At 62.7% G+C, this 13,444-nt stretch carries 12 protein-coding genes; 10 read left to right on the forward strand and 2 right to left on the reverse strand.

What is annotated here, in order from left to right:
• Window position 1 precedes the first annotated feature (1 nt).
• Window positions 2-616: an NIPSNAP family protein gene (locus AC1RLU_RS00225; protein WP_091856713.1), complete on the reverse strand. Its 615-nt coding sequence runs from the start codon at window positions 614-616 to the stop codon at window positions 2-4.
• Between the two features lie 234 nt (window positions 617-850).
• On the opposite strand from AC1RLU_RS00225, the gene AC1RLU_RS00230 reads away from it, so the two are divergent.
• Genes AC1RLU_RS00230 through AC1RLU_RS00245 form a run of 4 tightly spaced genes read left to right on the forward strand, consistent with a single transcriptional unit; the run spans window position 851 to window position 5,046 of the window.
• Window positions 851-2,539, forward strand: coding sequence for an FAD-dependent oxidoreductase (locus tag AC1RLU_RS00230; protein WP_492793399.1), 1,689 nt, complete (start codon window positions 851-853; stop codon window positions 2,537-2,539).
• 45 nt (window positions 2,540-2,584) lie between these two features.
• Window positions 2,585-3,370, forward strand: coding sequence for an enoyl-CoA hydratase-related protein (locus tag AC1RLU_RS00235; protein WP_492793400.1), 786 nt, complete (start codon window positions 2,585-2,587; stop codon window positions 3,368-3,370).
• Between the two features lie 15 nt (window positions 3,371-3,385).
• Complete coding sequence (locus tag AC1RLU_RS00240; RefSeq protein ID WP_492793401.1) at window positions 3,386-4,186, forward strand: shikimate dehydrogenase family protein; 801 nt, start codon at window positions 3,386-3,388, stop codon at window positions 4,184-4,186.
• 23 nt (window positions 4,187-4,209) lie between these two features.
• Complete coding sequence (locus AC1RLU_RS00245; RefSeq protein WP_492793402.1) at window positions 4,210-5,046, forward strand: shikimate dehydrogenase; 837 nt, start codon at window positions 4,210-4,212, stop codon at window positions 5,044-5,046.
• Between the two features lie 42 nt (window positions 5,047-5,088).
• Here AC1RLU_RS00245 and AC1RLU_RS00250 read toward each other — a convergent pair whose 3' ends face one another.
• The gene (locus AC1RLU_RS00250; RefSeq protein WP_142113701.1) at window positions 5,089-5,931 is read right to left on the reverse strand and encodes an IclR family transcriptional regulator; all 843 of its coding nucleotides are present in this window, start codon (window positions 5,929-5,931) and stop codon (window positions 5,089-5,091) included.
• A 259-nt stretch (window positions 5,932-6,190) separates the two neighbouring features.
• Between AC1RLU_RS00250 and AC1RLU_RS00255 the strand changes: the two genes are divergently transcribed.
• The 6 genes from AC1RLU_RS00255 to AC1RLU_RS00280 all read left to right on the forward strand — a co-directional run bounded on the left by AC1RLU_RS00255 (window position 6,191) and on the right by AC1RLU_RS00280 (window position 13,351).
• Window positions 6,191-7,465 (forward strand): ABC transporter substrate-binding protein, encoded by a 1,275-nt coding sequence (locus AC1RLU_RS00255; RefSeq protein ID WP_091856717.1) that lies wholly within the window; start codon window positions 6,191-6,193, stop codon window positions 7,463-7,465.
• 172 nt (window positions 7,466-7,637) lie between these two features.
• Window positions 7,638-8,507, forward strand: a complete 870-nt coding sequence (locus AC1RLU_RS00260) for a branched-chain amino acid ABC transporter permease (RefSeq protein ID WP_061970388.1) — start codon at window positions 7,638-7,640, stop codon at window positions 8,505-8,507.
• Window positions 8,504-11,023 carry a branched-chain amino acid ABC transporter ATP-binding protein/permease gene (locus AC1RLU_RS00265; protein WP_091856719.1) on the forward strand — a complete coding sequence of 840 codons (2,520 nt, stop codon included), beginning with the start codon at window positions 8,504-8,506 and terminating at the stop codon, window positions 11,021-11,023. Before AC1RLU_RS00260 ends, AC1RLU_RS00265 begins: the two co-directional genes overlap by 4 nt.
• Window positions 11,024-11,030: 7 nt before the next feature.
• Complete coding sequence (locus tag AC1RLU_RS00270) at window positions 11,031-11,858, forward strand: shikimate dehydrogenase family protein (RefSeq protein WP_492793403.1); 828 nt, start codon at window positions 11,031-11,033, stop codon at window positions 11,856-11,858.
• A gap of 43 nt (window positions 11,859-11,901) precedes the next feature.
• A complete protein-coding gene (locus tag AC1RLU_RS00275; RefSeq protein ID WP_492793404.1) occupies window positions 11,902-12,513 on the forward strand; it encodes an EthD family reductase in 612 nt (203 codons plus the stop codon).
• Window positions 12,514-12,562: 49 nt separating this feature from the next.
• Window positions 12,563-13,351 (forward strand): SDR family NAD(P)-dependent oxidoreductase, encoded by a 789-nt coding sequence (locus AC1RLU_RS00280; RefSeq protein ID WP_061970394.1) that lies wholly within the window; start codon window positions 12,563-12,565, stop codon window positions 13,349-13,351.
• Window positions 13,352-13,444 lie beyond the last annotated feature (93 nt).

Raw genomic sequence — 13,444 nt, forward strand, 5'->3', positions numbered from 1 at the left:
CTCAGCTCAATGGGGAAAAGGCGGTCGGCAGATAGATGGCCGAGCTCAGGCTGGTCAGATGCGCCGGGCCGCCCTTCGGCGGCCAAATGCCTCGCTCGACGGATTCGGCCCGCTTGGCCATGCGCTCGTCGAGCGAAGCGAACGGCCAGATATGGAGGAAGCGCGGCAGCGAGCCATCGATGGCATACATGGCCCCGAGCAGAGGCGACACCTTTGCGCGCTCCGGCACCGCATCTCTCCAGAGATCCATCGTCGGCTTGAGGCCCGATGCCTTCACGCCGTATACGCGGATTTCATAGACGGGGCCGTGCTTGCCGGGCTCGATCGGCGGAACGAAGTCGAACGGCATATAGGTCGTTGTCTCGAACTCGCGAAAATGCTCGGCCGCCCCGAAGAGGCTGCCATCCACGAGAGCCCGCGAGCGGTCCTCCGCTAGCGCAGCGTCTTCGTCGTAGGACTGGAGGATCAAAATCTGATTCAGTACGCCGATCTCGGCGGTGAAGCAGCCTAGCAGCCTTCCCGAAAGACTCTTGCCGGTGAGCGACGCCTCGATTCCAGCGAGAACCTTCGGCAGGCCTCCAACTTCCGGCGTGATCCTGGTGACGGCGTAGCGCATCGGCTTCCTCCCAATCCATGGCGACAGGACATAGCCGGATCGCGCCAACAATGAAAGTTCATTCTGGAATTCTATTTCAGATTTGAATATACGACTGGCAAGACCCTGGTTCGCAGGGCGGGAGTCGGCGGGCGGTTCCGGCCGCCTCGACGCTAATTTGCGCTTGGCCGAAAGGGACCAGGCGCCGCCAAGGAGAGGAAGTCAGTCGTGGCCAGATCATCTGGATCAATCGCGTTGGCGAAAGGGGAAACCGAAAAGCTCTACGACCTGATCGTGATTGGCGGCGGCGGAGCTGGGCTGTCAGCTGCGCTGTTCGGAGTCCTTCGTGGCGCACGCGTACTGTTGCTCGAAAGCACCGAGTATGTCGGTGGGACCACGGCCTTTTCAGGCGGTACGATCTGGATCCCTAACACGCTCCACGCCGCTGCGGTCGGCGCCCAAGACAGTGTCGAACAGGCCGAAATCTTTCTCCATAACGCGCTCGGGAACTATGCGTCCGGCGATGCGATCCGCGCGTTCCTGACTGCCGGCCCCCGTGCTGTCGAAGTGCTCGACCGCGAGACGGACGTGAAGCTGCGGCCTCATCCCTTGCATCCGGATTATCTGTCCGAACTACCGGGCGCGACGATGAAAGGCCGGGCCCTGGAGCCAATCCCCTTTGACGGCCGGCTGCTCGGCGACAATCTTGATTTGGTTCGCCCGCCGATTCCGGAGTTCACCATCCTTGGTGGGCTGATGGTCGACCGCGTGGATATCGGCCATCTGCTCAGCATGAAGAAATCCTGGGCGTCGTTGCGGTATTCGGCCTCTCTGGTCGCCCGCTACGCTCGCGATAGGCTTGGCCACAAACGTGGCGTCAGGCTCACTATGGGCAACGCTTTGATCGGGCGGCTCCTGCACTCCTTCCTAAAGCGAGGCGGCACGGTCTGGACGCAAGCGCGCGTTGATCAGCTGATCGAAGAAAAGGGGAAGATTGCAGGCGTCAGCCTGACCCGAAACGGCAAGCGTGAGAACATTCGCGCTGCCCAAGGCGTCATCCTCGCCTCAGGCGGCTTCAACCGGAACCCGACGCTGCGCAAGGAACTCGTGCCCGATGTCGAGATTCACACACCTGGCGCGCCCGGTCATAAGGGCGCGGCAATCGAACTTGCACTGGGCGTAGGCGCTCGCATTGGCGATCGCAATATGGAGAACGTGTTTTGGGCGCCGGTATCGATCCGAAAGCGGTCCGACGGCAGCACCGCGGTATTCCCGCATTTCGTCTTCGACCGAGCCAAGCCTGGAACGCTGATCGTCAATAAGGCCGGCCGGCGCTTTTTCAACGAAAGCACCTCCTATCATCTCACCGGCAAGGCTATGATCGAGGCGAACCGCACCGACCCCTGCATTCCGGCTTACCTCATTGCGGATCATCAAGCGATCAAGACCTACGGCCTTGGGATGGTCCGCCCCGGCGGTAGCGGCATGTCCTTCCTTATAAAGGACGGATATCTGCTGAAGGGCGAAACGCTGGGCGAACTGGCACAGCGGCTCGGCATCGACGCGACCCAGTTGCAGAAGACGGTCGAGACCTTCAATGGCCATGCCGCCGCCGGTTTGGATCCGGATTTCGGCCGTGGCACGACCGCGTACGAGCGCAACCTGGGTGACCCGAAGAACGGCCCCAACCCGACCATGCGGCCACTGCAAAACGGGCCGTTTTACGCCGTGAAGCTCTATCCCGGTGACATCGGAGCCAGCGCGGGGCTGGTTACGGATGCCCATGCCCGCGTGCTTGGCAAGAGTGGGCCGATCGGCGGCCTTTACGCCGTGGGCAACGACCAGAATTCGATCATGGCCGGCACCTATCCGGCGCCCGGGATCACGCTCGGTCCAGCAATCGCATTCGCATACATCGCGGTCGAGGACGCGCTCGCCGCCTGATCGATTTGCGCGCCTCGCGCTCCTACCAGCTGCCTCGGAGTCGCTATGTCAGAGCTGAAATTCACCAAGGTCTCGGCCGAAAACGGCATCCTGACCGTCACGATCAATCGCCCCCATGTGCTGAATGCGCTGAGCAACGACGCACACCATGAGCTGGCCGGCATCTTCGACCGCTTCGCCTCAGATCCCGCACTGCGGGTCGCGATCCTGACCGCCGCCGGCGAACGTGCCTTCTGCGTCGGGAGCGACCTCAAGGCCAAGGCGGAAGCTGGTACATCCGTCGAAGCCTCGCCGGCCACCGGTTTCGCCGGTCTCTGCATGCGCTTCGACCTCAACAAGCCTGTGATCGCCGCCGTCAACGGTCAAGCTTTCGGCGGCGGTGTCGAGATTGTGCTCGCATGCGATCTCGCGATAGCGGCTGAGCACGCGGTCTTCAGCCTGCCCGAGCCGCTAGTCGGTCTGGCTGCGCTGGGTGGCGGCGGCCTGCAGCGCCTTGCCCGGCAGGTGCCGCTGAAACAGGCTATGCGCCTCATCCTCACCGGGGAGCGTATTAGCGCCCAGCGTGCCGCAGAAATCGGCCTTATCAACGAGGTGGTGCCGGCGACCGAGCTGATGACGAAGGCCCAGGAGCTCGCGCGGCAGATCGTTCGCTGCGCGCCTCTTGCGATCGAAGCCTCCAAGGCCGTCGCGCTCTCGAGCCTCTCCTCCTCGCTGGAGCGCAGTATCCTCGACCAGCACCCGACCGCTGTCCGGCTATGGGCTAGCCAGGATGCGATCGAGGGGCCGAGGGCCTTCGCCGAAAAGCGACAGCCGGTCTGGCAGGGTCGCTGAAGCGAGGATCGACCGATGCTCGAAAATTTCAGTGGCGCGACGCGCGTCTACTACATTATCGGCCACCCCATCGCCCAGGTGAAATCTCCGTACGGCATGACCCGCCTGTTCGAGGAGAACGGCAAGGACGCCATTATGGTGCCGGTCGACATCCTGCCGGATGACGTACCGGAATTTGTGACGCTGGCCAGCCGCCTCCTCAATTGCGACGGCATCTGCATCACCGTGCCGCACAAGTTTGCCGTGGTTCCGCATTGCCGCACGATGTCCAAGACCACCAAGGTGCTTGGCTCAGCGAATGTAATGCGCCGCAATGCAGATCATTCGTGGCATGGCGACATGTTCGACGGGCCCGGCCATGTCGGGGCGATGCGGAAGAACGGGGCCAGGTTGGAGGGACAGCGTTCCTTGCTGATCGGAGCCGGTGGGGCCGGAAGTGCCATTGGCCTGGCGCTGCTTGACGCCGGGGTCCGCGAACTCGCTGTCCACGACACCGACGCGCGGCGACGGGATGCGCTGATTGCCAAGCTCGACGGCGCACACAGGGGCAAAGTGATAGCCGGTTCGTCCAACCCCGCCGGATTCGATACCGTCTCCAACGCATCGCCTGCCGGAATGAAGCCAGGCGACGGATTGCCGTTCGACATCGGCGGCCTGAAGGCCGCGACCTTCGTCAGCGATGTGGTGACGAAGCCGGCCGTAACGCCCTTGATAGAGGCGGCGCGCCGGATCGGCTGCCAGACCTCGACCGGCATCGAGATGTTCGAAGCCGAGACCTCGCTCATGCTCGACTTCTGGCTCGAAACCGCTGCCTGACGGCGCCACACAGGACACCGAGTATGACGACAAAATTGACGGGTGCCGGCCGTCTCGCCGGCGTGATCGGCTGGCCTGTCACACATTCGCGGTCGCCGCTTTTGCACGGTTACTGGCTCGAGCGCTACGGCATCGACGGAGCCTATGTCCCGCTCGCCGCCGAGCGGGATTTCGAGGGCGTGGTGCGCGGCTTGAGGGCAGCGGGATTTCGTGGCGCGAACGTCACAAAGCCCTGGAAGGAGGCGGCTTTCGCCCTCTGCGACGTTGTCGAAACCTCAGCGCGCCGGATCGGCGCCATCAACACCCTGGCCTTCGACGAGCGCGGCATCGTCGGCAGCAATACGGACGGCTTCGGCTTCCTGGCAGGCCTCGGCGAAGCCGGCATCGCCGTGAGCGGCCAGCGCGCGCTCGTTCTCGGGGCGGGCGGGGGCTCGCGTGCCGTTTGCCACGCCCTCGATGAGGCTGGTGCTCATGTAACCGTTACAAACAGAAGTCGCCGGCGCGCCGAGCAGGTCGCCGAGAATTTGCCGGGAATTGCTGTCATCGACTGGGAGCGGCGCAGTGAGGTCATTGGCGACTGCGATCTCCTTGTGAACACGACCTCGCTCGGCATGGCGGGCTCTGAGCCACTCGATATTGACCTGTCGAGAGGGAGGGCCACGCTATGCGTCTCCGACATCGTTTATGTGCCGCTAGAAACACCCCTGCTGCGCCAGGCCAGGCAAAGCGGCTACAAGACCGTCGACGGGGTCGCAATGCTCCTCCACCAGGCCCGCCCCGGTTTCAAGGCCTGGTTTGGAGTTGACCCCATCGTCGACGACACGCTTCGTTCGCTCGTTCTCGCCACCCTCGGCCGCTGACGCGGCCCGGCTTCTCGCTCGCGATGTTCCAGAGCTGCAGGCTCAGGCGAAGATGTTAGGACGCGGCTCGCCCGGCTTATCGGCTGGCGGTCGAGGCGGCGGGCTGAGCTGACCCAATTCCTTCGTTGCTTCAAGCAACAACGGGCCGATCTGCTGCATGCGTTCTTCCGTCAAGCGAATGAACGGCCCTGCAACACTGATCGTCCCTGTGACTCGGCCATCCAAGGAGGATCGTATCGGAGCGGCCACCGCATTCATCCATTGCGAGAAGGTCTGCTGAGTCACGACGTAACCGAGCAACCGCGCTTCGCGAAGCCGCCTTCGGATGGCTTGGGCTGTTTGCGGAGCGTTGGGCCCGTATTCTTCCTTGGACCCATAGCCCTGCTTCTCGACCAGGGCGATCGCGTCCTCATCGGACATCGTTGAAAGCCAGGCCAATCCAGACGACGAGCATGAGAGCTTCGCCTCCTGTCCAGCCTCCGGATCGTAACGAAGACCGGCCGTGGCTCCTTGCGCCTTGGAGACGAAGATAAGCCGATCTTCATCAAGGATCGCGACACGAACCAGCTCGCCGCACTCCCGAGCGAGCCGGTCCAGCACAGGTTGCATCAAATCAGTGATGCCGTGAGCCTGGAGATAGCGCAGTCCCAGCGACGCAATCTTGGCCGTGAGTACATAGGAGCCGAACTCTCTGTCCTGCCGAACATAGCCTTCGTCAACCAGGCTCGCCAGAAGACGATGCGTTGCGCTGCGCGGGATTCTGATGGCGTCCGCCAGCTCATAAAACGGCATGCCACCAGGATGGCCAGCCAGAATCTCGATGATCCGCAAAGTGCGCTTCAGAATGCCATCCGGCCCGGCGTCCTTTTCCTTCGTCCTGGGCATCATTTTCTCCGAGGGGCCAAGAGGTCTCATCATAGCTTAGGCCCGGCCCAATTCACAGGCAGCTGGACCGTCATCCACCGCGATCGCATTCAACGGAGCATCCTAACGCCTTGTGAAGAAGCGAATTTGCTCCATAGAAAACGACAACATAAAATCGGTATCGTAAACTGGACTTTCGTTCCAGTTTACGATACCGCTTAACGCAAGCGCTGCACAAGACGGTGCCGAAAAAGGAATGCCAACAATCGGAGGAGACCGAATGACCCCAGAAAATCAAAAAGGCGGGAAGAAGAGCGGAACGTCGCGCCGATCGCTCCTGGCCGGAGCGGGCGGCCTTGCCGCGACGCAGTTTGCCGCGAGCAATTTCGGCATGCCCTATATCGGCAATGCGGCGGCGGCTGAGCCGATCAAAATCGGCATGCTTTGGGCCAAAACGGGCGCCATCGTCGACCAGGCGACCTATCTCGCCCAGGGCGGCTTCTTCGCCGCCGAACAGCGCAACAACCAGCTCCTCGGACGCCCCATCGAGATCGTCTGGCTGGACGAGCCCAACCCGCAGGGCGCGCAGCTCAATGCACAGCGCCTGATCGACGAGCACAAGGTCTGCGCCCTGATCGGCGGCGCCCAGAGCTCGCTCGCGCTGGCGATCTCGGCCGTCGCGAAGAAGTCCAAGATCCCTTATGTCGCAGCCAATGCCGCGGCCCTCGATCTCACCGGCAAGCTCTGCAACAAATATACCTTCCGCCTGCAGCCGCCCGTCGACGTCCACACGCGCGTCCTCGCTCCCTATTGCGAGAAACTCGGCAAGAAGTGGTACACGATCACGGGCGCCTTCGCCTTCGGCCAGGACATCAAGGCGAGCTTCACCGACTACATCACCAAAGCCGGCGGCTCGGTCGTCGGCTCGGATGAGGTGCCCGTCAGCACCGCCGACTACAGCTCCTTCATTCTCAAGATCCGTGCGGCAAAGCCGGATGTCGTCATCGGCGGCCTCTCGGCGAGCGACCTGACGACCTTCCTGAAGCAGTGGAGCGAACTCGGCATGAAGGGCAAGATTCCCTTCGCCGAGATCTCGATCGGCAATACCGATATCTGGGGCGTCGGCCCGGAAGCCGCGACCGGCATCTACACCATGGTTTGGGTTTACAATAACCCGGGCAATACGGCCGAAGACAAGGCCTTCGTCGACGCCTACATGAAGAAGTTCAACGAACCTCCGGCTGACAAGGCCTGGATGGGATGGTTCGGCATGCGGTCGCTGCTGGAGTCGATCGAACTCGCGAAGTCGACGGAGCCGGCCGCCATCGTTAAGGCGCTCGAGACATGGCGCGTCAAGGAAGGCGACCTCGACGTCGGCTATCGTGACTTCGATCACCAGATGAAGCGCCGGACCGTGATCTGCAAGGTCAAGGACAAGATCCCGAACAAATGGGATTATGTCGACGTGCTGGAAAATGCGCCCAAAACCGCCGCCGAGATCGACGAGGCTTTCGGTTCAGCTGCAAGCAGCGCTTGCAAGATGGACAGCATCTAATACCTCGGGCCGAGCCCTGGATCTGCTTCGAAGGTCCGGCTCCATCGAAGAACGCTGCGGCAGACCAAAGTCTCCGCAGCGCTCCCATCCGACACGTCAATTCCGCGCCGCATGAATGCGGCGCCTTCCCCGCGCGGCAGGCAACCTGTGCCGGCGCGGGAGGGACCATGCCATGCTCGACATGATCATCTCCCAGGCGGCGAACGGTCTCGTCCTGGGCTTTCTCTACGTTCTGATCGCGATCGGGCTGTCGATCATCTTCGGCATGCTCGGCATCGTGAATTTCGCCCATGGCTCGTTCTTCGCCATCGGCGCCTATCTGGCGCTGGTGCTGGCCCGGGACTTCGGCTGGCCGGCTGCGCTCCTGTCTCCGATCATCGTCGGAGCCATCGGCATGATCGTCGAGATGACGCTCATCCGACACCTCTACGGCAAGGAACCGTTGCTCGGCCTGATCCTGACCTTTGCCCTCGCGCTTCTGGCCGAGGCGATCCTCAGGCTCATATTTGGGGGCGCGCCGGTTCCGTTCAATCCGCCGAGCATCTTCGCCGGCTTCATCGAATACGGTCCGATCCTGATCACGAAATACCGTATGACGGTCCTGGTGGTTACTGTCCTGGCTCTCGTCAGCTTCTGGGCGTTCCTGCGCTTCACGCCCTTCGGCCGCATCATCCGGGCGGGCTCGCGTGATGCCGAGATGGTCGGACTGCTCGGAATCAATCTGCCGATCCTGCTCTCCGGCGTCTTCGGCATCGGTTGCTTGCTGGCCGGGCTCGCCGGCATGCTTGCCGGCCCCCTCTGGACCGTCATTCCCAGCATGGCATCGGGCGCGATCATGCCCGCCTTCGTCATCGTTACGATCGGCGGCCTCGGATCGTACTCCGGAGCGATCATCGCCGGCCTCCTCGTCGGCATTACCACCGCCATGAGCATCCAGTTCGCCCCGGCCTGGTCCGGCGCCGCGATGTACGTGCTGATGGCTGCCATCCTGCTCATCCGTCCGCGCGGCCTGTTCGGCGAGCGCTGGGAGAGGTTCGAATGAGAAGCCGTTCCATCCTGACCAATCCGATCCTCTGGATCGCGGTCGTTTTCGCAGCGCTCACCTTGGCCTGGGTCGGCCAGGGCGCCCCGGTAAACTTGATCACTCAGATCGCGATCTACACGCTCTACGGAGCGGGCGTGAACCTCCTTGTCGGATACACAGGACTGGTTCCGTTCGGCGCTTCGGTGTTCTTCGGCTGCGCGAGCTACTTCGCAGCGTTGCTTCTGCTCGGCCCGGTCAAGCAAGACCTCCTCGCGCTCGTCCTGTCCGTGGTGATCTCAATGGCGATGGCCGTCGTGCTCGGAGCACTCATCCTGCGCCGACGCGGACTGTATTTCTCGCTGTTGACGCTCGCATGTTCCCAGATCGCGTTCGAAATCGCCTACAAGTGGACGGCCGTCACGGGAGGCGAGAACGGACTCCAGGGCGTGCCGCGCCCGAGCTTTCATACGGAAATGCAGTTCCACCTGTTCGCCCTGGCCTCGGTGCTGCTGTGCCTGTGGTTGCTGTGGCGGCTGGTCCATGCGCCATTCGGCAGAGCACTGCAGGCCATCCGCGACAACGAGCAACGGGCAAGCAGCCTGGGTTACAACACCTATCTGGTGAAGCTCGGCGGCTTCGTGCTCATGGCCGGCCTCGTCGCCTTTGCAGGCTCGCTGCTGACGCTGATGCTGCAGGGCGTCTACGCCAACAATCTCGGCTGGCAACGCGCCGGCGACTCGCTGCTGATGACCGTCCTCGGGGGCGTGCACCACTTCCTCGGACCGCTCTGGGGCGCAATCGCCTTCATCATCCTGGAGAACCGGCTTTCGGCGATCACTGAAAACTGGTGGCTGATCTTCGCACCGATCATCATCGTCTTCGCGCTGTTCTCGCCCGAAGGGATGCAGGGGCTGGCGCAACGCCTGCTCCGGAACGAGCGCTGGACGCTCACACGCAACACCATCCCGCCGCGACCGCAGGTGATCAAGCCCTATGAAAGCGCGGGGCAGGCGATGGATCCGGACAAGCCCATCCTGGAGACCCGCAAACTCAGCAAGAGTTTCGGCAGCCTGGTGACCGCCAAGGAGATCGATCTCCAGGTACGGCCGTTCGTGCTGCATTCGATCATCGGCCCCAATGGCGCTGGCAAGACCACGTTCTACAACATGCTGACCGGCGTCCTGCCGCCGAGCGGGGGCACGATCCTGTTCGAAGGCAAGGAGATCACCAAGCTGCCAATGTATGCCCGTGCCCGGCTCGGCATAAGTCGCTCCTTCCAGATTCTCTCGATCTTTCCGAACCTTTCGGTCTTCGAGAACGTCCGCATCGCGGTGCAGGCGCAGAGGCACGGTGCTCTCGGCTTCTTCCGGGATGCCCATGACATCGAAGCGCTGAATGAGCGCACTTGGTCGATCCTCGATGCGGTTGGACTCGCGGACCGGGCGGCCGACCCGTGTATGAATCTGCCGCACGGCGCCAAGCGATTGCTCGAAATCGCAGTGACGCTCGCGATCGACTCCAAACTGCTGCTTTTAGACGAGCCACTCGCCGGCTTGGCCGAGGCGGATCGGCAGATCGTCGCGGAGTTGATCCGCAGCCTGGCGAAGAAGCACGCAGTGCTTTTGATCGAGCACGACATTGATCGCGTCCTGGCGATATCGGACCGCATTTCCGTCCTTCATCAGGGCAGAATGATAGCGGACGGCAAGCCGGCCGACGTGGCTCACAACCCCGAGGTGATCGCCGCCTATCTCGGCGCCGCCAAGGGCGATTCCAAGGCGCCCCCGGCGGTCGAACGCATCGCACACGCTTCTGCCAAGCCGCTGCTGGAGGCGAAGGGGCTGGCCGTCGGCTATGGCGGCAGCACGGTTTTGAACGGCGTCGATGTCACCGTGCATGTCGGCGAGGCGGTCGCTCTGCTTGGCCGCAATGGCGTTGGAAAGACGACCTTGCTACGGGCCCTTACGGGCACGCTGCCGTTGAATGCCGGAACGGTCGACTTCGCGGACGCCGATATAGGCTCCCGCAAGCCTTATGAGATCAATCGGCTGGGCATTGCGCTGGTGCCCGAAGGCCGCCGCCTCTTTCCGAATTTGACGGTGGTCGAGAATCTTCAGATTGCCCAGCGCGCAGGAGGGCTCAGCATCGAGGAGTGCTTCGACCTCTTTCCGCGTCTGCGAGCCCGTCAGAAGGCAAAAGCCGAGAATCTATCGGGCGGCGAGCGCCAGATGGTCGCGATCGCCCGTGCCCTTGTCGTCCCCAGCAAGTTGATCCTGCTGGACGAACCCTTCGAAGGCCTCGCGCCGGCGGTGGTCGAGGAGGTGATGGCAGCGCTGGTCAAGCTGCGGGGCAAGGTCGCGATGATCATCGTCGAACACCATGCGGAGACCGTTCTGCCAATCGTCGACAGAGCCCTCGTGCTGGTCAATGGCCGCATCGCGTTTTCGGGCGACGCTGGCGACCTTGAGAAGGATCATGCCTTGCAAGCAAAGCTGCTGGGCGTGGTCCAGGCAGACGAAATCGCGGCGGCCTGAGCGAACGATGACCAGTCCTTCTTTAACAGCGAACCTCAACGGCGCAACGCGGCTCCACCTGATCATTGGCGACCCAATCGCTCAGGTGAAGTCGCCTTCGGGCATGACACCCAAATTCGTTGAGGCAGGCAGAAACGACATCGTCGTGCCGGTCCGCGTGACCAGTGCGGATCTGGCCGCGTTCCTGGCGGGCGTCAGCCTGGCCCAGAACGTCGACAGCATCATCATCACCGTGCCCCACAAGTTCGCTTGCTTCGACCACTGCGAAACTGTTTCGGATCGCGCCCGGCTACTGGGCGCGGTTCAGCACATGCGGCGGACCGCTTCCGGTCGTTGGCATGGGGAAAACTTCGACGGAATGAGCTTCGTCGCGGCGGCCAAGTTCCGGGGGGCGGCCTTCCAGGGCGCGCGAGCGCTGCTCGTTGGCGCCGGCGGCGCAGGCTCGGCGATCGCCCTCGCAATGGTGGAGGCTGGTGTCACGGAACTCGCCATCCACGATACCGACGAGCAACGCTTGGCCAAATTGCTCGACAAGATCGCAGGCGCAACGGCCACGCCTGTCCGGCGAGGTTCACCGGATCCGTCCGGCTTCGATATCATCGTCAACGCCACGCCTTTGGGCATGCGAGCCGAGGATCCGTTGCCCGTTGATGTCGGACGCCTCAAGCCCGAGAGCTTTGTCGGATGTGTCGTCACAGCGCCTGCCATCTCACCCCTCATCGAGGCGGCGCGAAAAGCGGGCTGCCGCACCTCGACCGGCCTCGATATGACCGAAGCCGCCCAGAAGCTCGGGCTTAACTTCGTTCTTTCCAGCCCATCCTCACAAAATGACTGACGGACGCGCACCACCCGGTTCTGGGAATGCCGTGGAGCACGCCATGTTCAAACGCATGTCGATTCTGGAAAAGCGGTCGGGGGACGATCAGGCCTTTTTCTCCCGGTATTGGGAGGAACGGCACGGGCCACTTGTAGCCCGCCTGCCTTTCATTCGCGCTTACGTCCAAAACCATGTGGAACAGCAGTACGAGCCTAGTTCATTTCGCGTGGGCGGCATTGTCGAACTCCAGTTCGATGACGCGAGCGCGATGGACGAAGCGTTTTCGGCCGAAGGATCCAAGGCCGTCATCGCGGATGAGGCGAATTTCCTCGGCAACGCGGCGGGCTACATCATTGGCGATTCAACTGTCCGCATGGCAGGCGAATTGGGCAAGCTCGTCGTTCTCTTAAGCCACGACGACCGTCGGGCCGGGACGAAAGAATTCGAGACGGCCGTCCGTCAACTGCCCGGTTTCGTGCAGTTCATTCGAGATGACGTCGCATCGACGATCACGCGGCCGGGTTCAGCACAACCAGGCCAGCGGGTCGACAGCTTCTTCCATATTTACTTCGACGGCACCGCAGACGCTGACCGGGCCGGACCAAAGGTCGCCAGGATGGCCGACACATTCAAGCTCGGTGTCTTCCGAATGCGCACCACTCGTATCGTCTAGCGCCGTCGGATCAAGCTGGCAGCCCAGGCATGAGACAAGGAGCCCTCCCATGAAAGCGCTTGTAGTCGGCGCGAGCCGCGGTATCGGCGCCGCCATAGCCTTGCGCCTCGCCAAGGACGGCATCGCCAGATCCGGCTTTGCTCAAATCGTGATCACGGCGCGCGCGCCGTCGCCGGCGCTAACGGAGGTGGCGTCTGGCATCACCAGACTTGGTGCCCAGCCGCATATCGTCACTGGCGATATCGGCGACGCCACCGTTCCCGCTCGCATCGGTGCCGAGGCAATCGAAGCCTGTGGCGGCCTCGACCTGGTCGTGGCCAATGCCGGCATCACATCACCTGGCCCGCTTGCGACCCTGTCGATCGAAAGCTGGGAGCGGCTGTTCGCCGTCAACACCCGCGGCCCCTGGCTTCTCGCGCAATCGGTTTACGAGGCTTTGCGCGCCACGAAGGGTAGCTTCGTCGCCGTCGCGTCTATGTCGGGCATGTTTCCCCACCCGGGGTCGGGTTCCTACTCCTCGACCAAGGCGGCGCTGATCATGATGTGCCAGCAGCTCGCCCAGGAGTGGGGCCCGGACGGCGTCCGGGTCAACGCGGTCTGCCCTGGGATGATCCGGACTCCCATGACCGAGTCTATCTATGCCGACCCCGCCATTGCGGCACGGCGCGACGAGATCGTGCCGCTTAAGCGCGTGGGACAGCCCGATGACATCGCGCGGGTCGTCTCCTTCCTCGGCAGCGATGACGCACGCTACGTCACCGGTGAGGCGATCCGGGCCGATGGTGGTTTCTCCTCCTCTATCCTTTCCTACGTGCCGGGGCTTGCGAAGTCCCGCTAGCCACCATCGGTCAGTCTGAACGACGGACAGGAAGTGCCCCGCAGTTCACCAGGGGCAGGGCGGATATGCAGGATCGTTCTTAGACTGGAATAT

It is taken from the genome of Allobosea sp. GW822-FHT05A11 (assembly GCF_058800455.1).

Coding starts and splice junctions, on each gene's coding strand:
- AC1RLU_RS00265 (WP_091856719.1), top strand. CDS start 8,504: ATGAGAAGCCGTTCCATCCTGACCAATCCGATCCTCTGGATCGCGGTC.
- AC1RLU_RS00270 (WP_492793403.1), top strand. CDS start 11,031: ATGACCAGTCCTTCTTTAACAGCGAACCTCAACGGCGCAACGCGGCTC.
- AC1RLU_RS00235 (WP_492793400.1), top strand. CDS start 2,585: ATGTCAGAGCTGAAATTCACCAAGGTCTCGGCCGAAAACGGCATCCTG.
- AC1RLU_RS00275 (WP_492793404.1), top strand. CDS start 11,902: ATGTTCAAACGCATGTCGATTCTGGAAAAGCGGTCGGGGGACGATCAG.
- AC1RLU_RS00240 (WP_492793401.1), top strand. CDS start 3,386: ATGCTCGAAAATTTCAGTGGCGCGACGCGCGTCTACTACATTATCGGC.
- AC1RLU_RS00245 (WP_492793402.1), top strand. CDS start 4,210: ATGACGACAAAATTGACGGGTGCCGGCCGTCTCGCCGGCGTGATCGGC.
- AC1RLU_RS00250 (WP_142113701.1), bottom strand. CDS start 5,931: ATGCCCAGGACGAAGGAAAAGGACGCCGGGCCGGATGGCATTCTGAAG.
- AC1RLU_RS00225 (WP_091856713.1), bottom strand. CDS start 616: ATGCGCTACGCCGTCACCAGGATCACGCCGGAAGTTGGAGGCCTGCCG.
- AC1RLU_RS00280 (WP_061970394.1), top strand. CDS start 12,563: ATGAAAGCGCTTGTAGTCGGCGCGAGCCGCGGTATCGGCGCCGCCATA.
- AC1RLU_RS00260 (WP_061970388.1), top strand. CDS start 7,638: ATGCTCGACATGATCATCTCCCAGGCGGCGAACGGTCTCGTCCTGGGC.
- AC1RLU_RS00255 (WP_091856717.1), top strand. CDS start 6,191: ATGACCCCAGAAAATCAAAAAGGCGGGAAGAAGAGCGGAACGTCGCGC.